Source organism: Pseudonocardia oroxyli, from assembly GCF_900102195.1.
Classification (GTDB): domain Bacteria; phylum Actinomycetota; class Actinomycetes; order Mycobacteriales; family Pseudonocardiaceae; genus Pseudonocardia; species Pseudonocardia oroxyli.
In genome coordinates this window covers 155500-181439 of record NZ_FNBE01000011.1, presented here as the reverse complement: position 1 = coordinate 181439, position 25940 = coordinate 155500, and the positions used below count along the sequence as shown (strand labels likewise).

At 74.0% G+C, this 25940-nt stretch carries 27 protein-coding genes; 19 read left to right on the top strand and 8 right to left on the bottom strand.

The window, feature by feature from the left end; all coding sequences use genetic code 11:
* Nucleotides 1-8 precede the first annotated feature (8 nt).
* The 13 genes from BLS43_RS17855 to BLS43_RS17790 all read left to right on the top strand — a co-directional run bounded on the left by BLS43_RS17855 (nt 9) and on the right by BLS43_RS17790 (nt 14274).
* Nucleotides 9-1310, top strand: coding sequence for an NtaA/DmoA family FMN-dependent monooxygenase (locus tag BLS43_RS17855; protein ID WP_093086164.1), 1302 nt, complete (start codon nt 9-11; stop codon nt 1308-1310).
* 30 nt (nt 1311-1340) lie between these two features.
* Nucleotides 1341-2285, top strand: coding sequence for an ATP-binding cassette domain-containing protein (locus tag BLS43_RS17850; protein WP_093086161.1), 945 nt, complete (start codon nt 1341-1343; stop codon nt 2283-2285).
* Complete coding sequence (locus tag BLS43_RS17845; RefSeq protein ID WP_093086158.1) at nt 2282-3073, top strand: ABC transporter ATP-binding protein; 792 nt, start codon at nt 2282-2284, stop codon at nt 3071-3073. The genes BLS43_RS17850 and BLS43_RS17845 overlap by 4 nt, the downstream gene beginning before the upstream one ends.
* The gene (locus BLS43_RS17840) at nt 3070-4599 is read left to right on the top strand and encodes an MFS transporter (RefSeq protein ID WP_176921396.1); all 1530 of its coding nucleotides are present in this window, start codon (nt 3070-3072) and stop codon (nt 4597-4599) included. Before BLS43_RS17845 ends, BLS43_RS17840 begins: the two co-directional genes overlap by 4 nt.
* Complete coding sequence (locus BLS43_RS17835) at nt 4596-5639, top strand: ABC transporter permease (RefSeq protein ID WP_093086152.1); 1044 nt, start codon at nt 4596-4598, stop codon at nt 5637-5639. Before BLS43_RS17840 ends, BLS43_RS17835 begins: the two co-directional genes overlap by 4 nt.
* 5 nt (nt 5640-5644) lie before the next feature.
* Nucleotides 5645-6538: an ABC transporter permease gene (locus tag BLS43_RS17830; protein WP_093086149.1), complete on the top strand. Its 894-nt coding sequence runs from the start codon at nt 5645-5647 to the stop codon at nt 6536-6538.
* Nucleotides 6539-6572: 34 nt separating this feature from the next.
* Nucleotides 6573-8282 (top strand): ABC transporter substrate-binding protein, encoded by a 1710-nt coding sequence (locus BLS43_RS17825; RefSeq protein ID WP_143030100.1) that lies wholly within the window; start codon nt 6573-6575, stop codon nt 8280-8282.
* A 54-nt stretch (nt 8283-8336) separates the two neighbouring features.
* Complete coding sequence (locus tag BLS43_RS17820) at nt 8337-9800, top strand: MFS transporter (protein WP_093086143.1); 1464 nt, start codon at nt 8337-8339, stop codon at nt 9798-9800.
* Nucleotides 9797-11161, top strand: a complete 1365-nt coding sequence (locus BLS43_RS17815; protein ID WP_143030099.1) for an MFS transporter — start codon at nt 9797-9799, stop codon at nt 11159-11161. The genes BLS43_RS17820 and BLS43_RS17815 overlap by 4 nt, the downstream gene beginning before the upstream one ends.
* Nucleotides 11162-11174: 13 nt before the next feature.
* Nucleotides 11175-12143, top strand: coding sequence for an NAD(P)-dependent oxidoreductase (locus BLS43_RS17810; RefSeq protein ID WP_093086137.1), 969 nt, complete (start codon nt 11175-11177; stop codon nt 12141-12143).
* A gap of 158 nt (nt 12144-12301) precedes the next feature.
* Nucleotides 12302-12790 carry an imine reductase family protein gene (locus BLS43_RS17800; RefSeq protein WP_342741168.1) on the top strand — a complete coding sequence of 163 codons (489 nt, stop codon included), beginning with the start codon at nt 12302-12304 and terminating at the stop codon, nt 12788-12790.
* Between the two features lie 218 nt (nt 12791-13008).
* Nucleotides 13009-13737, top strand: coding sequence for a 2-phosphosulfolactate phosphatase (locus BLS43_RS17795; RefSeq protein ID WP_093086134.1), 729 nt, complete (start codon nt 13009-13011; stop codon nt 13735-13737).
* Nucleotides 13738-13785: 48 nt separating this feature from the next.
* Entirely contained in the window at nt 13786-14274 is a 489-nt protein-coding gene (locus BLS43_RS17790) for a YbaK/EbsC family protein (RefSeq protein ID WP_218129883.1), read from the top strand.
* Here the strand turns inward: BLS43_RS17790 and BLS43_RS17785 are convergent.
* From BLS43_RS17785 to BLS43_RS17765, 5 genes are all read right to left on the bottom strand, one after another.
* Entirely contained in the window at nt 14243-14632 is a 390-nt protein-coding gene (locus BLS43_RS17785; protein ID WP_218129882.1) for a DUF4345 domain-containing protein, read from the bottom strand. The genes BLS43_RS17790 and BLS43_RS17785 overlap by 32 nt on opposite strands.
* 169 nt (nt 14633-14801) lie before the next feature.
* Nucleotides 14802-15386: a TetR/AcrR family transcriptional regulator gene (locus tag BLS43_RS17780; RefSeq protein ID WP_093086131.1), complete on the bottom strand. Its 585-nt coding sequence runs from the start codon at nt 15384-15386 to the stop codon at nt 14802-14804.
* On the bottom strand, nt 15383-15709 hold the full coding sequence (locus BLS43_RS17775; protein ID WP_093086128.1) for a hypothetical protein: 327 nt from the start codon (nt 15707-15709) through the stop codon (nt 15383-15385). The genes BLS43_RS17780 and BLS43_RS17775 overlap by 4 nt, the downstream gene beginning before the upstream one ends.
* Before the next feature lie 35 nt (nt 15710-15744).
* On the bottom strand, nt 15745-16479 hold the full coding sequence (locus tag BLS43_RS17770; RefSeq protein ID WP_093086125.1) for a dienelactone hydrolase family protein: 735 nt from the start codon (nt 16477-16479) through the stop codon (nt 15745-15747).
* Nucleotides 16480-16543: 64 nt separating this feature from the next.
* Nucleotides 16544-17296 carry a GlxA family transcriptional regulator gene (locus BLS43_RS17765; protein ID WP_342741167.1) on the bottom strand — a complete coding sequence of 251 codons (753 nt, stop codon included), beginning with the start codon at nt 17294-17296 and terminating at the stop codon, nt 16544-16546.
* A 28-nt stretch (nt 17297-17324) separates the two neighbouring features.
* Here BLS43_RS17765 and BLS43_RS29445 point away from each other — a divergent pair, with 28 nt between their 5' ends.
* Complete coding sequence (locus BLS43_RS29445; protein WP_218129888.1) at nt 17325-17684, top strand: saccharopine dehydrogenase NADP-binding domain-containing protein; 360 nt, start codon at nt 17325-17327, stop codon at nt 17682-17684.
* A 66-nt stretch (nt 17685-17750) separates the two neighbouring features.
* Here BLS43_RS29445 and BLS43_RS17755 read toward each other — a convergent pair whose 3' ends face one another.
* Nucleotides 17751-19136, bottom strand: a complete 1386-nt coding sequence (locus tag BLS43_RS17755) for an MFS transporter (RefSeq protein WP_245707552.1) — start codon at nt 19134-19136, stop codon at nt 17751-17753.
* A gap of 47 nt (nt 19137-19183) precedes the next feature.
* Here BLS43_RS17755 and BLS43_RS17750 point away from each other — a divergent pair, with 47 nt between their 5' ends.
* From BLS43_RS17750 to BLS43_RS17740, 3 genes are all read left to right on the top strand, one after another.
* Nucleotides 19184-19603 carry a winged helix-turn-helix transcriptional regulator gene (locus BLS43_RS17750; RefSeq protein ID WP_093086120.1) on the top strand — a complete coding sequence of 140 codons (420 nt, stop codon included), beginning with the start codon at nt 19184-19186 and terminating at the stop codon, nt 19601-19603.
* 172 nt (nt 19604-19775) lie between these two features.
* Nucleotides 19776-20090, top strand: coding sequence for a hypothetical protein (locus BLS43_RS17745; protein WP_143030098.1), 315 nt, complete (start codon nt 19776-19778; stop codon nt 20088-20090).
* Nucleotides 20087-21232: a TetR/AcrR family transcriptional regulator gene (locus BLS43_RS17740; protein ID WP_093086115.1), complete on the top strand. Its 1146-nt coding sequence runs from the start codon at nt 20087-20089 to the stop codon at nt 21230-21232. Before BLS43_RS17745 ends, BLS43_RS17740 begins: the two co-directional genes overlap by 4 nt.
* Here BLS43_RS17740 and BLS43_RS17735 read toward each other — a convergent pair.
* Both BLS43_RS17735 and BLS43_RS17730 read right to left on the bottom strand, forming a co-directional pair.
* Nucleotides 21213-22172 carry an iron-siderophore ABC transporter substrate-binding protein gene (locus tag BLS43_RS17735; protein ID WP_093086113.1) on the bottom strand — a complete coding sequence of 320 codons (960 nt, stop codon included), beginning with the start codon at nt 22170-22172 and terminating at the stop codon, nt 21213-21215. The genes BLS43_RS17740 and BLS43_RS17735 overlap by 20 nt on opposite strands.
* A 71-nt stretch (nt 22173-22243) precedes the next feature.
* Entirely contained in the window at nt 22244-23479 is a 1236-nt protein-coding gene (locus BLS43_RS17730; protein ID WP_093086109.1) for an FAD-dependent monooxygenase, read from the bottom strand.
* A 170-nt stretch (nt 23480-23649) separates the two neighbouring features.
* Here BLS43_RS17730 and BLS43_RS17725 point away from each other — a divergent pair, with 170 nt between their 5' ends.
* Nucleotides 23650-25143, top strand: a complete 1494-nt coding sequence (locus tag BLS43_RS17725) for a class I adenylate-forming enzyme family protein (protein ID WP_093086106.1) — start codon at nt 23650-23652, stop codon at nt 25141-25143.
* On the top strand, nt 25140-25922 hold the full coding sequence (locus tag BLS43_RS17720) for an aminotransferase class IV (RefSeq protein WP_176921395.1): 783 nt from the start codon (nt 25140-25142) through the stop codon (nt 25920-25922). The genes BLS43_RS17725 and BLS43_RS17720 overlap by 4 nt, the downstream gene beginning before the upstream one ends.
* Nucleotides 25923-25940 lie beyond the last annotated feature (18 nt).

Here is a 25940-nt window from a genome sequence, read left to right as displayed (position 1 = left end):
CGCGAGAAGTGAGTGCCAACCCCTTCCACCTCGCCTGGTTCGGCGCGGGCGGCTTCGGTGTGAAGTCGTGGAACAAGACCTGGTCCGGCCGTGGCGGCCGGGACTGGGCGAGCCCGCAGCTGTGGGTCGACATCGCCCAGGCCCTCGAGCGGGCCCGCTTCGACTACATCATCATCGAGGACTCGTCCTACGTGCCGGACGCGTACGGCTCGAACTCCAAGGCCTACCTGTCCTCGGCCACGGCCACGCCGAAGATGGACCCGACGGTGCTCGCGCCGATCATGTCCCACCTGACCAGCCGGATCGGCATCGTCCCGACGCTGTCGGTCACCGAGTACCACCCGTACATGCTCGCCCGCAAGATCAACACCCTCGACCACATGTCGAACGGGCGCACCGGCTGGAACATCGTCACCTCGTCGAGCCACCGCGCCGCCCAGAACTACGGCAAGGACCTGCTCGAGGAGCACGACCTGCGCTATGACATCGCTGACGAGTTCTTCGACGTCAGCTGCAGGCTCTGGGAGTCCTGGGACGCCGACGCGGTCACCCTCGACGCGGACCACGGCGTGTGGGCGGACTACGAGAAGGTCCACACGATCGACTTCGAGGGCAAGTTCTTCAAGGTCCGCGGGCCGCTGAACGCGCCCCAGTCGCCGCAGGGCAGGCCCGTCTTCACCCAGGCGGGCGGGTCGGCACGGGGCAAGCAGTTCGCCGCGCGCACCGCGAACTCGGTCATCTCCGGCGTCGAGGGCGGCCCCGCGGCGATGAAGCGGTTCCGGGACGACATCCGGGCGCAGGCCACCGGGTACGGCCGGGACCCCGACGACGTCAAGGTGCTGTTCATGGCCTCCCCGGTCGTCGGGGAGACCGACGAGGAGGCCCAGGCCAAGCGCGCGCGGCAGGTCGCCTTCGCCGAGGCCCACCCCGAGCTGGGCCTGCTGCACCTGTCCCGGCACTCCGGTATCGACTTCGCGCAGTTCCCGCTCGACGAGCCGATCCCGGACACGGCGAAGACCAACGGCCATCAGCAGATGCTGGCGCAGGCCATCGGCAAGACGCCGCGGGAGTTCCTCCGCAAGTCCCTGTCCACGATGGAGTTCGTCGGCAGCCCCGACACCGTCGCGGCGAAGATGGAGGAGGTCATGGCCGAGGTCGGCGGGGACGGCTTCCTCATCGCGAACTTCGACCTCAACCGCCGGTACGTCAGCGAGATCGCCGACGGCCTGGTCCCCGCGCTGCAGCGTCGCGGCCTCACCCGGACCGAGTACACGCACTCCCGCTTCCGGGACAACCTGCTCGAGTTCTGACAGCGCCCGCGACCACGAAGGACGAGATCCGTGCCCGAGACCCCCGCAGACGAGCCGTTGCTCGCCGTCCGCGACCTGACCGTCCGCTACGGCGGCGGTGACCCCGCCGTCGACCGGGCCTCCCTGCGCATCGAGCGCGGCGAACACGTCGCGATCGTGGGGGAGTCCGGCTCCGGCAAGACCACGCTCGCCCTCGCCGTCGCCGGGCTGCTGCCACTCGAGAACACCGAGCGCACCTACGAGTCCTTCCGGTTCGCGGGGCAGGACGTGGTGCGGGTGCAGAAGCACCTGGTCCCGCAGCGCACGCCGGGCATGTCCATGGTGTTCCAGGACGCCATGACGTCGCTGGACCCCGTCGCGACCATCGGGTCCCAGTTCACCGACGTCCTGCGGGGGGTCCGTCGGGTGGGTCGGCGCGAGGCGCGGGCGCTCACCGTCGAGTGGCTGGGCAAGGTCGGGCTCGGCGGGATCGGGAACGACGCCGAGCGGGTGCTCAAGCTGCGGCCCTACGAGCTCTCCGGCGGCATGCGCCAGCGCGTGATGCTGGCGCTGGCGCTGTGCAGCGAGCCGACGCTGCTCATCGCGGACGAGCCGACCTCCGCCCTGGACGCCTCGCTGAGCCGGGACGTCATGGACCTGCTGCTGGACATGACCCACCGGACCGGCGCGGGCCTGCTGGTGGTCAGCCACGACATCGAGCTGTGCCGGATGTACGTGGACCGGATCGTGGTGATGTACCACGGGCGGATCGTCGACGTGGTCCGGGCGAAGCACGTCGAGGAGGACGCCACCCACCCCTACACCCTCGCCCTCACCGAGTGCGTGCCCACGTTGGAGTCCTCCCGGCTGCGGCGGCTGCCGAGCCTGTCCGACGAGGCCCGCGCCGAGTTCGACCGGATCGCCGAGGAGCGGGCCGCCGGGGCGACCCCCGACCCCGACACCGTCCGCGCCGAGTTCGAGCAGGTGTCGGCATGAGGAAGCCGGTCTCGCTGCGTGCCGAGGCGATGAGCCGCAGCTTCGGGCGGCACGTCGCCGTGCAGCCGTTGGACCTGGAGATCACCTCCACGACGTCGCTGGGGATCGTGGGGGAGTCCGGCTCCGGGAAGTCGACGCTGTCCCGGCTGCTCGTCGGGCTGGACCGGCCCACCGAGGGGCGGGTCACCCTCGACGGCGCGGACGTCGCGCAGCTGCTGCGCAGCCGCGCCGGCACCCGCGACCTGCGGCGCACCGTGCAGTACGTCGCCCAGGACACGTTCTCCAGCTTCGATCCCCGGCGCACCCTCCGGGACGCCGTGGCCACCCCGCTGCGGGTGCTGCGTGGGCTGGACCGGGACGCGGCCGAGGCGGAGATCCTGCCCGTGCTCGACCTGCTCAAGCTGGAGCGCCGGATGCTGGAGCGCTACCCCGCGCAGCTCTCCGGCGGCCAGCGGCAGCGGTTCGCGCTGGCCCGCTCCCTGGTCGTCAAGCCCCGGATCCTGCTGTGCGACGAGGTCGTCTCGGCGCTCGACGTGTCCGTCCAGGGCGCGGTGCTGAACATGATCCGGGACTTCTGCGAGTCCGAGGAGGTCGGGCTGGGGTTCGTCTCGCACGGGCTGCCCGCCACCGCGTTCGTGGCCGACGAGCTGCTGGTCATGTGCCGGGGCGAGGTCGTGGAGCACGGCCCGACCCAGCAGGTGCTCGACGCCCCGACGCACCCGTACACCGTCACGCTCCTCGACGCGTACCGCCGCGGACCCCGGCCCCTGCTGGACGTGTCCGCGTGAGCGAGCTCGCGAGCGAACCGTGGGCGCGGAACGACCCCACCGGGCGGCGGGGCTGGACGGTCCTCGTCGTCACCACGTTCGGCAGCCTCCTGGTCTTCCTGAACAGCACGGCCACCAACGTCGCGCTGCCCGCCATCTCGGCGGACCTGTCGATCGCGGCGGCGACCGCGGACTGGATCCTGCTGTCCTTCATGCTCACCTTGTCCATGTCCGTGCTGGTGGTCTCGCGGATCTCGGACATGGTCGGGCGGCGGCGGATCTACCTGGCCGGCCTCGGGATCCTCGTGGTGTCCAGCGTCGGCGCCGCGTTCGCGACCGGGCCCGCGGTCCTGGCGACCCTGCGCGGGGTGCAGGGCGTGGCCGCGGCGATCATCATCACCGGCGCGACCGCGGTGATCTCGGACGTGTTCCCGGCGCACCGGCTGGCCGGCGCGCTGAGCATCAACATCATGACGGCGTCCGCGGCCGGGATGCTCGGGCCGCTGGTCGGTGCACTGCTGCTGGAGTCGCTCGGCTGGCGCTCGCTGTTCCTGGTGAACGTGCCGTTCGGGCTCGTCGCGCTGGCCCTGGCGGCGAAGGTGCTCCCGCGGGACCGGCGGGCGCGGCGCGCGGGGGAGTCGCTCGACGTGCCGGGGGCCGTCCTGTCGGCCGTCGGGCTGGCCTGCCTGCTGCTCGCGGTGAACCGGTCGTCCGCGTGGGGGGTCACCGACCCGCGCGTGCTCGGGCTGGGGGTCGCGGCGGTGGCGATCCTGGGGGCGTTCGTGGTGGTGGAGCGGCGGGCCGCCCGCCCGCTGGTGGATCTGGGCCTGGTGGCGGACCGCAACCGGGCGCTGGCCTACGCCACCGCCTTCCTGATGGCGCTCCCGCAGGCCGCGGCGCTGGTGCTCGTCGTGCTCTACCAGCAGACGGTCCTCGGGTCCTCCAGCGTCGAGGCCGGGATCGCCGCGACCGTCACCGCGGCCGCGCTCGTCGTCACGTCGCCGGTCGCGGGCGTCCTCGCCCGGTTCCTCACGCCGCGGGCGGTCTCCTCGGCGGGCTGCGCCCTGACCGCCGTCGGCTACCTGCTGCTCGGGCTGTCGATGACCGGGGCCGGGACGGGCGGGGCCTTCTGGGTCGGGCTCGTCCTGGTGGGGGCGGGCAACGGGATCTTCATGGCCCCCAACACCGCGTCCATCGTCCGGGGGCTCCCGGTGGACCGGCGCGGCATCGCCAACGGCATCCGCTCGCTGATGTTCAACAGCGCGCAGACCCTGGGCGCCGCGCTCGCCCTGCTGCTGGCCGCGGCCGGGCTGGCGGGCGCCGGGATCGGGGGCTACGACGGGGTCATCGGCCGCGGAGCCGATCCCGCCGCCCAGGTCTCCGCCGCCCTCTGGGGCTTCCACCTGGCCGCCGCCCTGCTCGTCGCGTTCGCCGTGGCCGCGACCGTCACGTCCCTGCGCCGCTCCGGCGGCTGGCTCGTCGACCAGACACCAGAATCCGCGGCTGCAGCGGTGCCGTCGCCCGCATCGAGAGGAGAGGACCGTTGAGCTCGTTCCTGGCTCGCCACCGCTGGTGGATCACCCGGACCCTGGTGCTGCCGCTGCACATCGCGGTCTTCGCGAGCGTGGCGTTCTTCCTGGTCCGGCTGGTGCCGGGGGACCCCGTCATGGCGCGGATCGACGCCAGCGGCGGCTTCACACAGGAGGACTACGACCGGGCCGCGGAGCAGATGGGCCTCGCGGGTTCGGTCTGGTCGCAGTTCGGCCGGTTCTGGTCCCAGCTGGTCACCGGGAATCTGGGCACCTCGCCCGTCACCGGCCGTCCGGTGTGGGAGGAGGTGATGAGCCGGCTGCCGTCCACGGTGGAGCTCGTGACGCTGGGCCTGCTGGGCTGCGTGGCCCTGGCGCTGGTCCTGGCGGCGATCACGGTCTCCACCCGCAGCCCGCGCCTGCACGCCGTGCTGCGCGGCTACGGCAAGCTCGCGGGCTCCGTGCCGGACTTCGCGGTCGCCATCCTCGGCCTGGTCCTGTTCTTCGTGGTCCTGCAGGTCATCCCGGCCCCGCTCGGGCGCGTCGACCCGCGGATGACGCTGCCGGACGTCACCGGGTTCCCGCTGCTGGACAGCGTGATCACCGGTGACTGGGCGGTGTTCGCGGCCATCACCGCGCGCTACGCCCTCCCGCTCGCGGTGCTCGTCCTGGTCCACACCCCGAGCCTGTGGCGCCAGCTCAGCCTCGGGCTGAGCGAGCAGGTCACCGCCTCGCCAACGCTGTTCAAGGTCGCCTCCGGCGCCACCCGCACCTCCATCCACCTCTCGGTGCTGCGGCGGGCGAGCGCGTCCTCGGTGGTGATGCTCGGGGCCATGTTCGGCGGCCTGATCGGCGGCGTCGTGGTGATCGAGCAGCTCTTCGGCTTCGGCGGCGTCGCCCAGTTCGCGATCGGCTCGGTGGAGCAGCTGGACTTCGTCGGCCTCCAGGGCTTCCTGGTCGTGATCGCCGGGCTCTGCCTGCTGGTCTTCTTCCTGGTCGACCTGGTGAACATGATCCTCGACCCCCGACGCCGCCCCGGCGTCCGAGTGGACGGCTGAGCCCCATGACCGAAGTCCTCGCGGCCGTCCCGACCGCTCCCGCGCCCGCTCCCGCTCCGGCGACCCCGGCCCGGCCGTCGACCCGGTGGCGCGTGTGGCTGCCCGCCCTGCCGTTCGCCCTGCTCGCGCTGCTCACGGTCGTCGCGCGCCTGGTCGTGCCGTTCGACCCGGAGACCGTGGTCGCGCCCGCCAACCTCGAGCCGGGCGGCGCCCACCTGTTCGGCACCGACGCGACCGGCATGGACGTGTTCTCCCGGACCGTCGCGGCCACCCAGGTGAACCTCGTCATGGCCGTGCTGGTCACGATCATGGCGACGGCCATCGGGCTCGCCCTCGGGCTGGTCCTCGGCATGAACGAGGCGGCGGGCGGCGTGCGCGGCCTCCTCGGCCGGGGCATGAACCGCTTCACCGACCTCACCGACGCCGTCCCGCCGCTGATCGTCGGCGTCGTCGTGGTCGGGCTGTTCGGCCCGTCGATCGTCAGCCTCAGCGTGGCGCTGGCCCTGATCCTCATGCCCAACCAGGTCCGGCTGACCCGCGCGGAGGTCCTCAAGGTCCGCGGGGACGCCTACGTGGACGCCGCGCGGATGGCGGGCCTGTCGCCCTGGCAGGTCATGGTGCGCCACGTCCTGCCGAACTCCGCCCGGCCCGCGATCGAGAACAGCTCCAACATCTTCGGGGTCTCGATCATCGTCTCGGCGTCCCTGGGCTTCCTCGGCGTCGGGCTCAACCCGCCGACGCCGGAGTGGGGCGTGATGATCTCCACCGGCATGTCCGACGTGATGCTCGGCGGCTGGTGGACCACGTTGTTCCCCGCGCTCGCGCTGTGTGTCGCGGTCGCCTCCGCGGCGCTGCTCACCGGCGTCATCACCCGCTTGACCCGCTCCCCGGGCCACTGATCCGCCCCCTCACCAGGAGAAGAGAGAAACCCCCGTGACCCAGCCCATGTACTCCGCCCGCGGCAGCAGCATCATGCAGAGGTCCGTGGGCCGCCGCGGCTTCCTCGCAGGCGGCCTGTCCGGCCTCGGCCTCCTGGCCCTCGCCGCCTGCGGGGGCGGCGGCGGTGGCTCGTCGGCCGGTGGCAGCGGCGGCGGGGGCGGCAACCGCTCCCTCGTCGTCGCCGTGCCCGCGCTGGCCCCGACGCTGGACGGCGTCGTCGGCGGCGGCGGTCTGAGCCTCGAGTCGTTCGAGATGAACGCGAACCTGCAGGCGGGCCTGGTCCGCAACCCGTACATCGCCGGCAAGACCGAGAACACCGTCGTCCAGGACTTCAACACCTACGTCGGCTACGTCGCGGAGTCCTACGACGTGTCGGCCGACGGCCTGACCTACACCTTCCGGCTGCGCCCCGGCCTGCAGAGCCCGCTGGGCAACCCCATCACCGCGGACGACGTGCTCTACTCCTTCGAGCGCAAGTGGAACACCCCCACCTACTCGAAGACCGTGTGGCAGGGCGGGTTCGCGGGCCCGCAGGCCATCAGCAAGATCGACGACCACACCGTCTCCTTCACCCTGACCAACCCGGGCTTCGGCCTGACCTTCCTCGGTCTGCTGGCGAACCTGCAGGGCCACATCTACGACTCGACCGCCCTGAAGCAGCACGCGACCTCGGCGGACCCGTACGCGCTGGACTGGGCGAAGGCCAACGGCGGCTGGGGGCTGGGGCCGTACCACGTGACCTCGCAGACCCCCGACCAGGAGATGATCCTCACCGCCAACCCGAACTACGCCTACGGCGCCCCGGCCATCGGCCAGGTCACCCTGCGCGTGGTCGGGGACGCGGGCACCCGGGCGTCGCTGGTGGCGAGCGGGGACGTGGACATCGCGGAGGGCACCCGCCCGACCGACCAGGCGCGGCTGGCGAACAACGACGCCGTCGTCGTGCCCGAGGCGGACCCCATCGAGTACGTCGACCTCACCCTGGTCACCAACAAGGCCCCGTTCGACGACGAGCGCGTGCGCAAGGCGATGTCGCTGGCCGTGCCCTACGACCAGATCATGCAGCAGATCTATGCGGGCCGGGCCGTGACGACGGTCGGCAACGTCAACCCGAACACGCGCAACTACGACGTGTCGAAGGTGCCCGCGCCGACCTCGGACCCCGCGCGGGCCAAGGCGCTGCTCGGCGAGGCGGGGCACGACCGGATCGCGTTCACGCTCTCGGTGTCCACGGCCAACCAGGACTTGATGGACGCGTCCGTGCTGATCCAGTCCTACGCCCGCGAGGCAGGCTTCGACATCACCATCGACCAGAAGACGGCCGCGGACTTCTCGACCCTGCGCAACAACGCGGTGGGCCAGGCGATCATCTACCGCAACCGGTCCCAGGTGCAGACGCCGACGTACGCCTGCACCATCTTCTGGAAGCCCAACAACGACGCGTCGAACCCCTCCCGCTGGGACGACGCCTCGGCGAACCGGTTCCGCGCGATCGTCGACCAGGCCCAGGCGCTCCCGGACCCGCTGAGCCCGGAGGCGGGCGCGCTGTGGGTGCAGGCCCAGCAGATCCTCGTCGAGTCCTCGCCGGAGATCTTCGTGTGCTCGATCCAGCCGTCGCAGATCTTCCGCACCGACGTCGGCGGCTTCTCCTACCGCTCGGAGAACGCGATCGACTTCGGCAACATCACGATCCTCGACGCCTGACCGCCCGGCCGCGGCAGCGCCGCCGCGGCCCGCCCGCCCCGTGAACGCCGCCCAGTGGAAGGAACGACCACGCCCCCCGTACGCCCGGCGGCCGCACCGCGTGCGCCCGCCGGTACCGCCCCGCGCCCCTACGCCGTCCTCGCCGTCACCAGCCTCGCGCTCGCCCTGGTCCTCATCAACGGCACCTCGATCAACGTCGCCCTGCCCGACCTCTCCCGCGACTTCGCCGCGCCGGCCGGCCTCGCCGACTGGTTCCTGCTGGCCTTCCTGCTGGCCAACACGGCGTCGATCCTGGTGTTCGGGCGCATCTCCGACCTCGTCGGCAGGCGGCGGATCTACCTGGTCGGGATGACCGCCTTCATGGTGCTCAGCCTGGCCGCCACCGTCGCCCCCGACGCGGGCACCTTCATCGCCGTCCGGGCGCTGCAGGGGGTGTCCGCCGCGACGATCGTGGCGAACTCCTCCGCGCTCGTCGCGGACGCCTTCCCGGAACACCGCCTGGCCTACGGGCTCTCGCTGAACCTCACCGCCGCCTCGGTCGCGAACACCGTGGGCCCCACGATCGGCGGGCTGCTGGTCTCCGTCGCCGGCTGGGAGGCGGTCTTCCTCGTCAACGTCCCCTTCGGACTGGCCGCGCTGCTGCTGGGCCTGCGGGTGCTGCCCGGGCCGCGGGCGGCGACGGGGCGCCGGGAGCGGTTCGACGCCCGCGGCGCGCTGCTGTCCGCGGCCGCCCTCGCGACCCTGCTCTACGGCGTCAACCGGTTGTCGACGGCGGGGCCCGCCGACCCGGTCGTCTGGGCGATGCTCGGCCTCGGCGTGGTGTTGTGGGCGGTGTTCGGGCTGCTGGAGCGCCGCCTGCAGGATCCGCTCGTCGACCTCGCGCTGGTCCGGGACAAGGCTCGGGCCTGCGCCTACGGCGCCGCCTTCTTCCAGTCCTTCGGCCGCGCCGGGGTGACGGTCCTGGTGGTGTTGCAGCAGCAGATCGTGGCGGGTCGCTCGGCGGCGGAGGCCGGGCTGACCGGCATGGTCATGGCGCTGGCGATGGTCGTGGTGACCCCGGTCTCCGGGCGGCTCACCCGGGTCCTGACGGCCCGGACCCTGACCGCGCTCGGCGGCGGGCTGTCCGTCGCCGGGACGGTGGGGCTGGCCCTCACCCCGCCCACGGCCGCGCTCCCGGCCACGATGGCCTGGCTCGTCCTCGTCGGCGCGGGCATCGGCACGTTCGTCACGCCCAACACCACCGCCATCATGCGCGGGGTGGCACCCGAACGGCGCGCGGTGGCGAACTCGGTGCGGTCCATGTTGTACAACAGCGCCGCGGCGCTCGGCACCAGCGTGGTCCTGCTGCTGGTGTCCGCCTCCGGCATCGCCGGCTACGACGTGCAGGACTCCGGTCCGCGGGTCAGCGCGGCGTTCACCGTGGCCCTGCTCGTCTGCGCCGGTGCGGACGCACTCGCCCTGGCCTTCGGGATCGCCAGGGGCGGGCCGTGGCGGGTGCGGGACGGGGCGGCCGGATGACCGCCGTCGCACCGGCACCCGTCTCGCGGGCGGCCGCGCTCGCGGTCCTGACGACGACGTCCCTGGCGGCCGTCCTCGTCTTCGGGTCGGCGTCCGCCCTGGGGGTGGCCGTGCCGGACATGGCCGCCGACCTGGCGGGCGGCGCGAGCACCGCGACCTGGGTGGTGCTGGCGTTCCCGCTGGCGAACGCGGCCACCATCCTGGTGTTCGGCAAGCTGTCCGACTCGTTGGGCCGCCGCCCGCTCTACCTGGGTGGGCTCGTGGTGTTCACGCTCTGCGCCGCGGTCTGCGCGGTGGCCCGGGACGACACCGTCCTGATCGCCGCCCGGGTGCTGCAGGGCCTGTGCGCCGCGGCGGCGGTCAGCAACACCACGGCGGTGATCAGCGACGTCTTCCCGCCGCCGCGGCTGTCGCTGGCGCTGTCGCTCAACATCACCGCGGGCGGCGCGGCGACGTTGCTCGGCCCCGTCGTCGGTGGGGTGCTGGTGGACGCCTACGGGTGGCGTTCGATCCTGTGGTGCGCCGTCCCGATCGGCCTCCTGGCCTGCGGCATCGGCTGGTGGAGCCTGCGGCACGCGCATTCGCCCGCCCGGTCGGCCGGGTTCCGGCTGGACGTCCCCGGCGCCGTGCTGTCGGTCGTGGCGATCGTGGCCGTGCTGCTCGCGGGCCAGTCCGTCGCGGCGGGCCGGACGGTCCTCGCCGCCGTGGTCCTGGCGATCGGGGTGGTCGCGGGCGCCGTCTTCGTGACGGTGCAACGGCGGGTCCGCGAGCCGCTGCTCGACCTGCGGATCCTCGCCGGTGACCGCGGCTTCGCCTACGCCGCGTCCTTCTGCGCGGGACTCGCGTTCGGCGCGTCGGGTCTGCTCGTGGTGCTGTACATGCAGACCGTCCGGGGCTTCTCGGCGGGCGCGTCGGGGGCGCTGGTCGTGCCGATGGGGCTGGCCCTCGTCGTCGCCTCGCCCGCGACGGGGCTGCTGGGCAGATGGGTCCCGGCGCGGGTGCTGACGACGACCGGGGCCGCGCTGGTGGGGGTGGCCATGCTCGGGCTGGCGGGGCTGTTCACCGGGCGGCCTGCCGTCGTCGCGCTCGTGGTACTCCTGACGGTGTCGGGGTTCGGCGAGGGCGTGTTCATGGCCTCGATCACCCGCCGGGTGATCGAGGGGGTGCCCGCGGACCGGCGGGCGATCGCGAACGGGTTCCGGTCGGTGCTGCACAACGGCGCACTGGCCCTGAGCACGGCCTGTGTGCTCGCGGTGGTGCTGGGCGGCGGTCCCGACGGGTACGTCGTGTCGGCGGCGGCGCTCGGCGTCGTCGGGCTCCTGGCGGCGCTGCTGTCGGCACGCCGGGACCGGAACGGATGAGAGAGGGGAACGGATGGACACCGTGCTGGTGGTCGACGAGCTGCAGCGGCGGGCCCTGGGCGCGCCCGCCGGGTGGCGGGTGGCGTCCTGGGAGGAGTTCGAGGCGGGCGCGGTCCCGGCGGCGGACGTGCGCTTCGTGGTGATCAGCCGCGAGGGGGGCGTCGAGCGCCGCCGCCGGATGCGGGACCTGCCCGCCGTCGAGCGGGTGCAGGTGATGAGCGTGGGCTTCGACTACGTCATGGACCACCTGCCGTCGGGCGCCCGGCTGCACAACGCGGCCGCCGTGATCGCCGAGACCACCGCCGAGCAGGGTCTGCTCAACATCCTCGCGGCGCTGCGCAGGCTGCCGGACTACGTGCGCGCCCAGGACCGCGCGGACTGGGTCGACGTGGACGACCCCACCAGCGAGATCCCCGCCGCGGGGCTGCGCAGCCTGGTCGGCGCCACGGTGGTCCAGCTCGGGCACGGGGTCGTCGGGAAGGCGCTCGCGCGCAGGCTGGCGGCGTGCGGGGCGGAGGTCGTGGCCTTCGCGCGCAGCGCCCGGATCGAGGCGGGCCGCCCCGTCCTGCCGCTGGCGGAGCTCGACGAGTGGCTGCCCCGCGCGGACGTCGTCGCCTCCGCGCTGCCGCTGAGCCCGGCCACCCGGGGACTGGTCGACGCGGCCTTCCTGGCCCGGATGAAGGACGGTGCGCTGTTCAGCAACGTCGGGCGCGGTGCCACCGTCGACACGGCCGACCTGACCGCGGCGGTCGCCACCGGGCGGATCGGGGCGAGCCTCGACGTCGTCGACCCGGAGCCGCTCCCCGCCGACCACCCGCTCTGGCGGCTGCCGAACGTGCTGCTCACCCCGCACATGGCCGGTGACCATCGGGGCACCCTGGGCGAGCTGGCGGCACTCGTCGCGGCCCAGTTCGAGGCCTACCGCACCGGACGCCCGCTGGTCGACGACGTGACCGCCATGGTCGAGCCCTCGCTGCCGTAGCGCCACGGGCACCCCGGTGGTCCTGTGGAACCGGACCGCCGCCCGCGCCCAGGAGACCGCCGCCACCCTCACCGGGGAGGTGGTGGTCGCGGCCGGTCCGGTGGCCGCCGACCTGCTGCTGGTCAACCTCGTCGACCACGACGCCGTCGACGAGGTGGATCGGCGAGGAGCCGGGGCGGGCCGCGGCCTTCGACATGGCCCTGCTCGACCTGTTCTGGACCGCCATGGGCGCCTTCGCCCACGCCGCCGCCCTGGCCCGCGCGGAGGGCATCGCGCCGGCGGAGCTCACCTCCGCGGCGACCTCGATCGTCGCCTCGATCGGCCACATCCGCTCCGCCGGCGCGGGCCACGGGCTCGTCCGACAGCCGATCGGGTACTGGAGCGGGGAGGCCTACCGGCGGATCGCCGCGGCCATCCGAGAGAGCCTCGCGGCGAACGCCCTCACCCGGCCCCAGTGGTGGATCCTCAACCACCTCGACGGCGGCCCCAGGTCCCGCGACGTCCTGGTGGAGACGCCGACCGGCTACAGCGACCGCGAAACCCACGCCTCCCTCCGCGCGGACGTGAGCGACGAGGAGTACGCCACGACCATCGACGTGCTGCGCCGGATCGTCGGCAACCTGGGTGGGGACGCCGGTCTGCCGTGACAGTTCCGTGTCTGCACAGCGTGCCCGCGGCGACGGGCCGCCGTCGACGGCGATGTGCCGCCCGGTGAACACCGGCGCCCGGTCCTCGTGGGGGCGGGTCGGTTCCCTGCGCGCCTTTGCAGTGACAGCGGATCGGCATACGGGCTGCCGTCGACGCGAGTGGCTGCCTGGTGACCACGTGACGGCGGTCGCGGTGGTGATCAGTGCGCGCCTTTGCAGTGTCAGCGGATCCGCACGCGCGGGCGGCGACCCGGCTCGAGTGGATCGCCTCGGAGGTCGACGTCGCCGTGGTCGTCGACGTCCTGAGCTTCACGACGACCCTCACGGTCGCGGCGGACCGCGGCACCGTCGTCCATCCCTACCGCTGGCGGGACGAGTCCGCCGTCCGGTTCGCCGCGGACCACGACGCGGTGCTCGCCGGCGGCCGGTCCCAGGGCGGCGTGAGCCTGTCCCCGGCCTCGATCCGGGCCGCCGCCGACCTGCCGCGCCTGGTCCTGCCCTCGCCCAACGGCTCGACGATCTGCGCCCTCCTCGCCGACACGGTCTCGCTGGTCGTCGGGGTGAGCGTGCGCAACCGCGCTGCGGCCGCGGCGTGGCTCCGCCGCAGGCGCGCTGATAACCCCGACCTGCGCGTGGCCGTCGTCGCCGCGGGCGAACGGTGGCAGGACGGCAGCCTCCGGCCCGCCGTCGAGGACCTGTGGGGTGCGGGCGGTCTGCTCAGCGTGCTGATCCGGGAGGGCTGGACGGCATCCCCGGAGGCGCGCGCGGCCGCCGCGGCGTTCGACGTGGTCGGCGCGGACGTCGAGACGGCTCTGCACGACTGTGCGAGCGGCCGTGAGCTCGACGGGATCGGCTTCGCGAACGACGTGGACACCGCCGCCGAGCTCGATGCGAGCGCGTCGGTCCCGCTGCTGGTGGACGGGCGCTTCGTCAGCGCCCGGAGCTGAATGGAGGCGGTGCCGCGCCCCGGACCCGACGATGGTTGGCTGGTCGACATGCCCGACATGGATCATCCGAAGGTGCAGCGCGTGCTCGCCGACCTGCGCGGGGGAGGAGCGGACGAGGAGCGGATCGGCCGCATGCAGGTCCTGCCGGACGCGGTCCGCACCGCGGCCGCGGCGGCGGCCGCGCTGGGGGTCGAGGTGGGCGCCATCGCGAACTCGCTGGTCTTCGCCGCGGACGGGGAGCCCCTGCTCGTCCTGACCTCCGGCGCCCACCGGGTGGACACGGCGAAGGTCGCGGCGCTGGTCGGCGCCCAGGTCGTCCGGCGGGGCACCCCGGAGTTCGTCACGGCGGCGACGGGACAGGCGATCGGCGGGGTCGCGCCCGTCGGGCACCCGGCGCCGGTCCGCACCCTGGTCGACGTCGCCCTGCGGCACTACCCGGAGGTCTGGGCCGCCGGTGGGATCGCCCACGCCGTCTTCCCCACGACCTTCGACGAACTGGTCGCCGTCACCGGCGGGACGCCGGCGACGGTGGGGTAGCGCGCCGACCCAGCACCTCCGTCACGACCGGCGCCGCCAACTCCACGGCGAGCAGCACGTCGTGGAAGCGGTGGGGGCGCCCGAGGGTCGCACGGGTCGCGAGGCGCCCGAGGCCGCCGAGGGCCATGAGCCCGGCGAGCAGCCGCATCCGGTTCAGGTCGGGTTTCTCGGCCGCCGCCGCGTCCAGCCACCCCACGCCGTAGCCCGCGAAGACGGGGCCCATGAAGCGGACGTGCGAGTCCACGGTCGCGTCACCGGTCATGCCGGGTTCGCCGCGCGCGCCACCGACCAGCTGAACCCCTCCGATCGCGATGCAGGCCCAACCGGTCACGCGTGCCATGGTCGTCAACGCCGTCATCCGGTCAGCCTGGCAGCACCGCGCTCGACCGTCATGCCGTTTAGGCGGCGGCCCGCGCCCCGCACGACCGGTCCACCAGGGCCGAGCAGCCGGTCCGGGTCACGCGGGCGGTACCCGGCACAGGTCCGAGCGGCGTACCAGGAGGACACCCGCGCCCTCCGGGGAAGCGCTACGAGTGGCGCCCCGGCGGGTCGTCCTCCGGGGGCGGACGGTCGGTGATCCCGGCACCCGCTGCGGTGTCTCCTCCGTCGCCGGTCTGTCCGCTCGGGACGAACGCGGCGATGCCGACGCGCCACACCTCGTCCAGGTCGGCGTCCTCCGGGAACCGGTCGGCGAGCTCGAGGTCCACGAGGCCGTGGGCGAAGGCCCAGACCGCCCGCGCGACGGGGACGTCCCCACCGACGGCGGCGAGGAGGGGGGCGGCGGCCGCGTCCTCGACGCCGTCGGGCAGCCGGTCGCGCCGGAGCCGCCGCCGGGCGGTGAGCTCGTAGAGCCGAGGGTGCGCCGACGCCCAGCGGCGGTACGCCTGCGCCATGCCGGGGAGGTCTGCGTACGGCCCCAGGGCCTCGGCCTGGCTGCGGAGCGCCCGTTCCTGCAGGGCCGCCTCGATGTCGTCCTTCCCGGTGACATGCTTGTAGAGAGACGGAGCCCGCATCTGCAGCTCCGCGCCGAGCCTGCGCATCGTCAGGCTCGTCGGCCCCTCCGCCTCGAGGATCCGTTCGGCGGCGTCGACGACCTCCTCGCGCCGGGTCATGGGTGCAGGACGCGCTGGGTCGCGATGCGGGTGCTCCAGCCGAGACCGACGACGAAGACCACCAGCGGTGCCCCGTCGACCAGGGCGCCCACCAGGAGCAGGACGACGGGCCCCCACGGTCGCGCCGCCCAGTCGCCGAGCCTGCGCAGACCGAGGACGCGAGGGAGGTCGGGCACCACGAGGCCCGCGACCGCCGCGGCGATCACGGGCAGCCCGTACTTGACCGACTCGAAGACCGTGAACGCGGCGAGGACGAGGGCGAGCAGCGTCCAGCCGAGCCGTCTGACCCGATGCCCGGGGGTGGCGGGGAAAGGTGCGTCCATCCGGTCAGGCTAACAGTGTTAGCCGAAGACGCGCCCTAGTTCGACGACGGGAGACACTCGCCGAGCAGGCCGAGGACGTCCCGCCAGGCTCGCGCCGCGTGCTTCTCGTGGTACCCGACGCCGGGGAGCAGCACCTGGTCGGGCAGCTCGTCCAACGGGTGGTGGAACGCGTGCCCCGCCCCGCCGTAGATCGTCAGCCGCCAGTCCACGCCCGCGCCCTGCATCTCGGCGGCGAACGCGTCGCGTTGCGCGGCGGGCTGGATCGGGTCCTCCGATCCCACCCCCGCCCACACGGGGCAGCGGATGTGGGCGGCCTCGCCCGGCCTGCCGGTGATCAACCCGTTGATCGTCCCGATCGCCTGCAGCGGCACACCGGCCCGACCGAGCTCGAGCGCGACCGCACCGCCGGTGCCGTACCCGATCGCGGCGATCCGCTCCGGGTCCGTGCGGTCCTCGGCGAGGACCACGTCCCGCGCCGCGGTCCCGATCTCGCGGAGGCGGTCCGGGTCGGCGAGCAGTGGCAGGCAACGCGCGAGCATCTCCTCGGGGTCGCTGAACCAGCGTCCGCCGTGGATGTCGAAGGCGAAGGCCACGTAGCCCAGCTCGGCCAGCGCGTCGGCTCGGCGCCGCTGCAGATCGCTGATCCCGGTGCCCTCGGGGCCGAGCAGGACCGCCGGTCGGCGGTCGTGGCCCGACGGCAGCGCCAGATGACCCACCATGGTCAACCCGTCCGCCGGGTACTCGACCGTCCGTCTCGTGATCGTCGTCATGAGACCGGACGCTAGGCGCCGACGGCCCGTCGGTGCGGTGGTTTCGCCCGACGCGGAACCGTCCCTACGCCGAGCGACCCGCCGCCCGGCCGAACGTGGCCCGGTAGGTGGTGGGGCTGGCCCCCACCGTGCGCCGGAAGTGTCGGCGCAGCGTGGCCGCGGTGCCGAGGCCGCAGCGGGCGGCGATCTGCTCGATCGTCGCGTCCGAGGACTCCAGGAGTTCCTGGGCCAGCGAGATCCGTTCGCGGTGTAGCCAGTCCAGCGGGCGCAGCCCGAGCTCGGCGCGCATGCGTCGGGCGAGCTGTCGGCTGCTCAGGCCCGCCCGGCGGGCCAGGGACTCGACCGTGACCGGTTGGTCGAGTCGGTCCTCGGCCCAGGCCAGGGTGCCCGCGAGTCCGTCGGTCGTGCGGGGGAGGCTCGGGCGGGTGGCGTACTGCGCCTGGCCGCCGGGGCGGTGTCCGGGGCCGACGAGCCTGCGGACCAGTCCGTTGGCCGCCGCCGCCCCGAAGTCCTCGCGGACGAGATGGACGCACAGGTCCAGGGCCGCCATCTTGCCCGCCGAGGTCAGCACGAGGCCCTCGTCGACGTAGAGGACGTCGGGTCGCACCTCGACCCGCGGGTGCGCGCGGGCCAGCTCCTCGGCGTGCATCCAGTGCGTGGCCGCCGCGCGCCCGTCGAGCAGGCCGGCGTCGGCGAGGACGAACGCACCGGTGCAGAGTGCGGCGATCCGGGTGCCCCGCTCGTGCGCGGCGCGCAACGCGGCCCGCAGCGCGGGATCGGTGTCCGCGGCGGGATCGTCGGTCGAGGGGACGACGATCGTGTCGGCGGCGCGCAGGTCGTCGAGGGTGCAGGTCGAGACGCGGGGCAGCCAGGACGGCGCCTACGGCCACACCGGACGGTTCGTGGTCGCCGAGCTGCGGCGCCGCGGCATCGAGCCGGTCGTCTCCGGTCGTGACGCCACGCGCCTGGCCGCGACCGGATACGAGGCCCGCCCCGCCGCGACCGACGACCCGGCGGCGCTGGCCGCCGCCTTCGCCGGAGCGGACGTGGTGATCAACGTGGCCGGTCCGTTCCTGGACACCGCCGTCCCCGTGGCGGCGGCCGCGGTCCGGGCGGGTGCCCACTACCTCGACGTGTCGGCCGAGCAGGCCCCGTCCGCGCCCTGGCTGCGGAGCTGGGCGCGACGGCGCGCGCGGCGGGGGTGAGCGTGGTGCCCGCCATGTCGTTCTTCGGGGGGCTGGCCCGCCCCCGAGGCGGTGGTGACCCCGAGGTCATCGCGCCGCCCGGGCCACCCCCGCCGGCTCGGCCGCCCCGTGTCGGGCGAGCGGAGCCGTCACCGCCACGCCGGCGACCGCCAGTGCCACCGCGACCACGATCCCGGCTCGCAGGTCCGCGCTCACCACCGCGGCGGTCGCGACCGCGAGGCCGATCGCCCCTCCGAACTGGAAGGACATGGTCATGAGACCACCGGCCAGCCCCTGCTCGGACTCCTCGGCGCGGTCGGTGCCGACGAGGGTGAGGGGCCCGTAGGCCAGGGCGAACGCCACGCTGATCGCCAGCAGCCCGGCCGCCATCAGGGAGACCGTGCCGTCGAGCGGCAGGAACCCGAGGTACCCGACGGCGGCGAGCCCGAGCCCCGCGACCAGGACCCTCCCGTTGCCGACGCGGCGGACCAGCGGCGGGGCGAGTGTCGGGGCGAGGACCGCGTCCAGCCCGCCGATGGCCAGCAGCAGGCCCGTCTCGATCGAGGACCAGCCCAGCTGCTCCTGCAGGAACAGGACCGCGGAGAACTGGAACGCCATGAAGGAGCCGACCAGGGCCATGGCTCCGAGGTTCGCCCGGGCCACGCCCGGCACGCGCAGGATCCCCAGCCGCAGCAGCGGCTCCGGGCGACGCCGCTCGACGGCGAGGAACGCGACCAACCCCGCGACCGCGCCGGCGCCGGTGAGCAGGCTGATGGCGAGCGGCACCTCGGGCGCGTGCACCACGGTCAGGATCAGCAGCGACATCCCGACGGTGAGCAGGAGCGTGCCCACCAGGTCGAACCGCGCCCCCGCCCGGCGCGCACCGCCGTCACGAGGGACCACCGCGGCCGCCGCCGCCAGGATCACCGTCGCCAGCACGACCGGTGCGAAGAACACCCAGCGCCAGTGCAGCGCCGTGAGCAGCCCGCCCACCACCATCCCGAGCGAGAACCCGCCTGCCGCCGCGCCCGCGTACACCAGCACCGCCCGGTCCCGGGCGGGCCCGCGGGCGTACGTGGTGGTGATGATCGACAGGCCCGCGGGGGCGGTGAACGCCGCGGCGACGCCCGTCACGAAGCGGGCGGCGCCGAGCATCCAGCCCTCCGTCGCCACCCCGCCCAGCCCGGAGAACACGACGAACACCCCCAGCATCACCAGGAACATCCGGCGGCGCCCGAGCAGGTCCGCGGCGCGGCCGCCGAGCAGCACGAACCCGCCGTAGCCCAGCACGTAGGAGCTCACGACCCACTGCAGCTCCCCGGTGCTCAGCGCGAGGTCGGCGCGCATCGACGGGAGGGCGACGCCCATCATCGAGATGTCGACCCCCTCCAGGAAGATCGCCCCGGACAGCACGAGCAGCAGGGCCCAGGCCCGGGCGGACAGGCGGTCGGTCGCGGTCATCGGTTCCCCCATGAGTTACTTCTTGATACCGACCGCATCGTGCGTCACCATCCAGAGCCATGGAAGACGGCACTTCGGAAGAACCCGGTTCCTGCGCGGTGACCGACGACGACCCGTTCCAGTGGGACGCCCGCCAGAACTGCGAGGTCCGCCAGATCCTCGACCGGATCGCGGACAAGTGGTCCCTGCTGGTCATCGCCCTGCTGGAGCGCCGGACCATGCGCTTCACGGAGCTGAAGAAGGAGATCGACGGGGTCAGCCAGCGGATGCTCACCGTCACCCTGCGCCAGCTCGAACGAGACGGCCTGGTCCACCGCTACGTGCACGCCACCGTTCCGCCGCGCGTCGACTACTCGCTCACCGACCTGGGCTGCACGCTGCACGACACCATCAAGCCCCTGGTGGCCTGGACCGAGACCTACCAGGAACAGATCATCTCCGCCCGGGCCGCCTACGACCGGGCCGTGGCCACCGGGTGACCCGTCGGCGTCGTCGTGGGGCCTCGGGCAAACCCAGCGCGAGACCCCGGCGGCGCGCCTACGGTGGTGTGCGACACCGACGACGTGCCCCGGACCCGTCGTCCGGGCTGTGGGGGATCCTCGTGATCATCGGGCTCCGCCGGCCGCGCATGGCTGACACCATGCCCACGCTGTGCGTGGGCTCGACCACCACGTGCGGGCCGGGCCCCCGCTCGACGGCGTGCCTCTCGACCGGGTGCGGTTGTCCTGCCGTGACGACGTCCTCCCCGGACGGTTCCTCGGGCGCGGATCCTCGCCCGAGCTGCTCGACGAGTTGCAGCGCTACGCCCGGCTCCTCGACCGGACGGGGATCGGTGAGCCGGTCGACACGACGGACCACACCCCCGCGCAGACCGTGGCCGGTCTGCTCGGTCGGTGCCTGATCGCGGCGCCGGGAGCGGGGGAGGTGCCGACGGGTCCGCCGCCGTCGATCCCCGTCGCCGGGTGATCGGGCTGACGGCGGTGGGCAAGTCCACCGCGGGATGGCACGCGCTGCGGACGCTCTGGCAGGAGGGTCGTCCCGCGGCCTTCGTCGACGCCCAGCAGCTGGGGTTCGTGCACCCCCGGCCCTCCGACGCGTTCGTGCGGGCCCAGATCTCGATCCTCCTCCACGGGTACCAACGGGCGGGCGCGACCGTCGCCCTGCTGGTCTCGCGCGATCCGGTGCTCGCCCGGCCGCGGTTCGGGGAGGGGGCGGGCGCCCTGATCCGGCTCGCCGCCGACCCGGACGCGCTGGCGCGGCGGGTCGAGAGCCGGGCGCGGGGTTCGTCCGCGCTGCCGGCGGGCGACGAGCTCCGCGCTGCGCCCGCGCCGACGCGGCGGGCGGTCCTCCCCCGTGCGCTGCGGGAGGCCGAGGACCTCGCCCGGGCCTGCCCGGACCTGCCCGTCGTCGACTCCTCGCGCCAGGCGGCCGAGGCGACCGCGGCGGCGCTGCTGGAGCATCTCCGCAGTTCAGTGCTCGCCCTTCGCTCGCTCCCTCCGGGGCCGGGTACCGTTCGCCTCGTGCTCAACCGCGACCGCATCCTGGAGACCGCCATCGCCCAGGGTTTGGACCGGTTCAGCATGGCGGGGGTGAGCCGGGAGCTCGGGGTGACCGACATGGCGCTGTATCGCTATGTCGGGTCTCGGGAGGAGTTGTACTCGCTGGCGGCGGCGCGGGCGCATGCGACCTTCCAGTTCCGGCTGGAGGGGACGGACTGGCGGGCGCACCTGGTGGAGGTGGCGGAGCAGACCTGGCAGCTGGCGGCCCGGCATCCGGGGATCGAGCGGTATCTGCTCGACGGTCCGTACCACCCGGAGACGTTGCGGGTGTTCGACGCCAGCATCGCGGGGTTCCGGGCGTTGGCGCCGCAGTTCTCGGCCGACCAGGCGTACGTGCTGCTCAGCCGGGTGGTGTCGTTCACGCTGGCGGCGGCGGACAACGCGTTGAGCCGCCGCTGGCAGCCTGATCCGGGGGAGCCCAGCGCGTTGTTCCGGTGGACGGTGGAGGCGTTGGTGGACGGGATGGTCGGCAGGCTGGACGACCTGCCGACCGATCCGTCCGCGCGTGGTCTGGGTCCGGAGAGCGCGATCAGCCCGTCGCGGTCTTGAGGAAGGGGAGCATGGCGTCGACCCCGTAGGGGATGGACAGGACGGAGGGTGAGGAGAGTGCGAGGTCGGGCATGAAGTAGGCGTGGTCGGCTTTGACGGCGCCGAGGTTGGCGAGGCCTGCGTTGGAGGCGAGGGTGTCGGTTTGGTTGGCGCCGAAGCCGTAGATGACGAGGATGTCGGAGTCGATCTGGGGGAGGAGTTCGGCGGAGAGGGGTGTCTGGGTGTCGGTGGGGGGTAGGGCTGCGACGTAGGGGGTGTCGGTGAAGCCGAGTTCTTTGAGTGTGGTGACGACGGTGGCCTGGTTGCCGCCGACGTAGACCTCGCCGGCCATGACGTCGAGGTAGGTGGCGGTCTTGCCGTGGAAGGTGGGGTTGGCTGCGGCGACGCCGTTGAGGTAGGTCTCGGTGTCGGTGACGAGTTTGTCGCCTTCTGCGGGTTTGCCGAGTGCTTGGGCGATCAGCCGCGTCGCGTCCTGCCATTTGGGTGCGTAGGGCTGTGCTCCGACGGGGAGGGCGATGGTGGGGGCGATGCGGGAGAGGGTGTCGTATTCGTCTTTGTCGCCGCCGGAGGCGACGTTGATGATCAGGTCGGGCTTGGCCGCGGCGATGGTCTCCAGGGGCAGGACGCGGCCGGTCGTCACGGTGGGGGTGGCCGTGCCCAGTTTGTCTTCGGCCCAGGGTCCGACGCCGCGTTCGAAGCCGTAGCGGCTGTGGATGCCGACGGGGGTCACGCCGAGTGCCAGGACGACGTCGGCGTCCGACGGGCCGAGGGTGAACACGCGGGTGGGCTGCTGCGGGATCGTGGTGGATCCGAGCGAGTGCTGCACGGTGACGGGGAACGCGGCGGCGGCCGGGGCCTGCGCCTGCTCGGCCGGAGCGGGAGCGCCGGCACACCCGGCCAGCACCAGCAGGAGCGCCACCGCTCCGAGGATTCGCTTCATGAGGGCAGACTAATCTGAGGTTTGGGTAGCAAACAACAGGGTAGGGTCGCCACCACGAGCCGTGCGGGAAGTCAGTACGTTCCGTGAGCGGTCGCGGCGGTCCGTGGCCCGTACGGCGCCCGCTCCAGCCACTCGCCGAGCCGGGGAACCGCAGGTGAGAGCGCGGCGGCCGCGCGCTGCGCCCCGCGCAGCGCCGGGCTCCGCGGGCGCATGTGGCGCAGGGCCCTCCCCGCCGCGTCGCGGTTGTGGCGGGCTGCCGCCGTGCGCTCGGCCGCGTAGTCCTCGACCGCTCCCCGCGCCCGTTCGGGGCCGGTCGCACGCAGAGCCAGCGCCACGGCCGAGGCCGCGGCGTCCGCGTCGGCGATCCCGCTGTTCATCCCGCGGGCCCCGAAGGGGGCGAACAGGTGCGCCGCCTCCCCGGCCAACAGCACCCGGCGGTGCTCGTCGACGAAGGAGTCCGCCACCAGCTGCAGGAAGGGGTAGCGCGAGGCCCACAGCACCCGGTCCAGGTAGCCGCGGTCGACCACCTGCGGCAGCCAGTCGCGCAGCCGGGCCTCGTCGAGGAACTCCTCGGGGTCCTCGCCCGGCCTGCACTGCAGGTCGACCTGCCTGCCGCCGGCGAACGGCACGACCAGGACGTGCCGCCCGCCGAGACCGGGATGGTGATAGTGGAAGGTGCGCAGGGCGGGCTCGGGCACGCGGGGATCGTCGGCCAGATCGACGACGACGTGGTGGCTGTTCGACCGGCCACCCACCATGGTGCGGCCGATCGCGGCCCGGACCGGGGACCGGGCCCCGTCGGCGGCGATCACGTACCCGGCGCTCCAGGACCGGCCGTCCGCCGCGTGCACCTCGACGCCGTCGGGGGTGCTGCGCACCGTCTCCACCCGCGCCGACCAGGCGAACTCGACGCCGGCCTCCCGGCAGGACTCGAGGAGGAAGCCCTCGGTCTCGATCTGGCGCAGGCAGGCGTAGGGCGGGAGCCCGTGCCCCCCGGCCCCCGAGCCGTCCCGGTGGTCGCGCGCGAACACCTCGTGGCCGCGGTAGCGGGTGCGGCGCCCGGCCCACCGGATGCCCCGGCGCGCGATCGCGGTGCCCAGGCCCGGCCGCATCCGGTCGAGCAGGGTCAGCGAGTCGCGGTGGACGTACAGCGCGCGGCTGCCCGGGCGCACGCGGTCCTGCGGGTCGGCCTCCAGTAGACGGACCGGGATGTCGAGGGCGCGCAGGGCGAGGGCCGCGGTGAGCCCGACGGGCCCGGCGCCGACCACCAGGACGGGGGGAGTGTGGGCACCATGGTCTGCAGTCAACTGCTCGGCTCCGTCGATGTATTCGAGCGCACGAAAAGCGGCCCGGGGGCGCCCCGGCGCGGGGCACCGAATTCTGGAGAAAACGTTGTCCCGGCCCGAGGAGCGGCTTAAGGTAAGGCTATGGTTACATTAGTCGGGGGTCCGGTTCCAGTGGTCTCCCGAGATTTCCGGTGAACGTCGCGGAGGTCGTCGCGCGGCGGGTGCGGGCGCGCGGCCTGCTCGACTCGGCCGCGTTCCACAGCGACCGCACGTGGACGCACCGCGAGGTCCACTCCCTGGCGGCGAGGCTCGCGACCGTGCTGCGCGAACGGGGCGTCCGGACCGGTGCGCGCGTCCTCCTGGCCCTCGTGGACAGCCCGGTGTTCGTCGCCCTGTTCCTCGCGGTGGCGCGGACCGGTGCGGTCGCGGTCGTGACCAATCCGTACCTCGGCGGGTCGGAGCGGGCCGAGCTGGTCGACCGGGTCGGGCCGGCGCTCGTCGTGGCGGGCGGTCCGGGCGGTGCTCTGGGGCCGACGGAGCGATGGGTCGAGCCCGAGGCGCTCGTCGCGGCCGCGGACCGGGCCGCCGAGGGTGCCGCGGTCGACCTGGCGGACGATGCGGACCTCTACGTGCAGTTCACCTCCGGCACCACCGGTCGTCCCAAGGGAGCCGTGCACCGCCACGGGGACCTCGCCGCGTACCACCGGGCGGTGGGGGAGGACATGCTGGGGATCTCGGCCGCGGACGTCACCCTGTCCGTCTCCAAGATGTTCTTCGCCTACGGGTTCGGCAACTCGCTGGTCTACCCGCTGTTCTCGGGTTCCGCCGCGGTGCTGAGCCCCGAGCGACCGACCCCGGCGGCGATCGCCGAGCTGGTCGACCGGCACCGGGTCACGGTCCTGCACGGGGTGCCCTCGGCCTACGCCAACCTGGTCGCCGAGACCGACCGGGAGGCGTTCGGCTCGGTGCGGGTCGCGGTCTCGGCGGGGGAGTCGCTGCCCGCCGTCGTGCGGACGCGCGCCGAGCAGCTGCTCGGGGCCCCGGTGCTGAACGAGCTCGGATCGACCGAGGTGGGGGGCGCCTACTGCGCGGAGACCTCTGCCGACACCGCAGCCGACGACCCGGCCGACCGCGCGCCGGGGACCATCGGACGGCCCCTGACCGGCTACGCGCTGCAGGTGCGCGACGGCGCGGGGCGACCGTGCCCGGTGGACGTCTCGGGCAGGCTGTGGGTGCGGGGCCCGACGGTCATGTCCCGCTACCTCGACGCGCCCGACGAGACGGCCCGGGTGCTCGTCGACGGGTGGCTCTCGACGAACGACACCGGGTTCCGGCGCGCCGACGGCCGGTTCGTCCACACCGGACGCGCGGACGACATGGAGATCGTCGGTGGGATCAACGTCTCGCCGCAGGAGGTCGAGGCCGTCCTCGGCGAGCATCCCGCGGTGCGGGAGATCGTGGTCGCCGCGGTCCTCGACGCGCGCGGCGCGAGCAAGCTGCGCGCGTTCGCGGTCTCGGCGGCCGCCGCGGACCGCCACGCCCAGCTCGAGGGCGAGCTGCTCGCCCTGGCCCGGCGCAGGCTGGCGGCGTTCAAGGTGCCGCGCAGCATCACCTTCGTGCCCGCCCTGCCCCGCACGTTCAGCGGCAAGGTCCAGCGGTTCGTGGCGAGGACGGGGCAGTGGTGACCGCGCGGCGCCTGCACTGGGCCGGGCCGGGCCGCTGGTCGGAGGAGGTCGGGCCCGCGCCCGAGGCGGCCCTGGTGGTGGACTCGTTCCTCGCCGTCGGGGGGCGGGTGCGAGACCTCGACCGGCACGGGACCCGGTTCCGCGCCGGGTGCGCCGCCCTCGGGCTGCCCACCGCCGACCTCGGGGCGTTCCTCACCGACGCCGAGGCCGCCCTCCCGCGGGCGGGGCGGTGGTTCCCCCGTGTCGAGGCCCACCCGGACACCCGCCTCGTGCTCTGGATCCGGCCGGCGCCGCCGGAGCAGCGGGAGACCCGGCTGTGGGTGGCACCCGAACCCGACGCCCGCCGCCGCCCCGAGGTGAAGGGGCCCGATCTCGCGCTGCTCGCGGGGCTGCGCGGGCGCGCCGTCTCGCACGGCGCGGACGACGCCCTGCTGACCGGCCCGGACGGAGTCGTGCGCGAGGCCGCGCACTCCGCCCTGCTGTGGTGGCGCGGGGACCGGCTCTGCGTCCCCGCCTCCGACCTGCCGGTGTTGCCCAGCGTCACCGCCGCGCGGCTCCGCGGTGCGGCGCGGGCCGCGGGCGTGCCGATCACCCCGGAGCGCTGCGCGCCCGCGGGCCTCGCCGAGGCGGAGGTCTGGACCGTGAACGCACTGCACGGGATCCGCCCGGTGGTCGGCTGGCGGGGCGCCGGGGCGCCCGTGCGGGCCGCCGTCCCCGACGCGGCCCGCCTCGACCACTTCCGCAGCCAGCTCGCCGCCGACGCGTCCACGCGACGCTGACCGACGCCCGGAGACCCG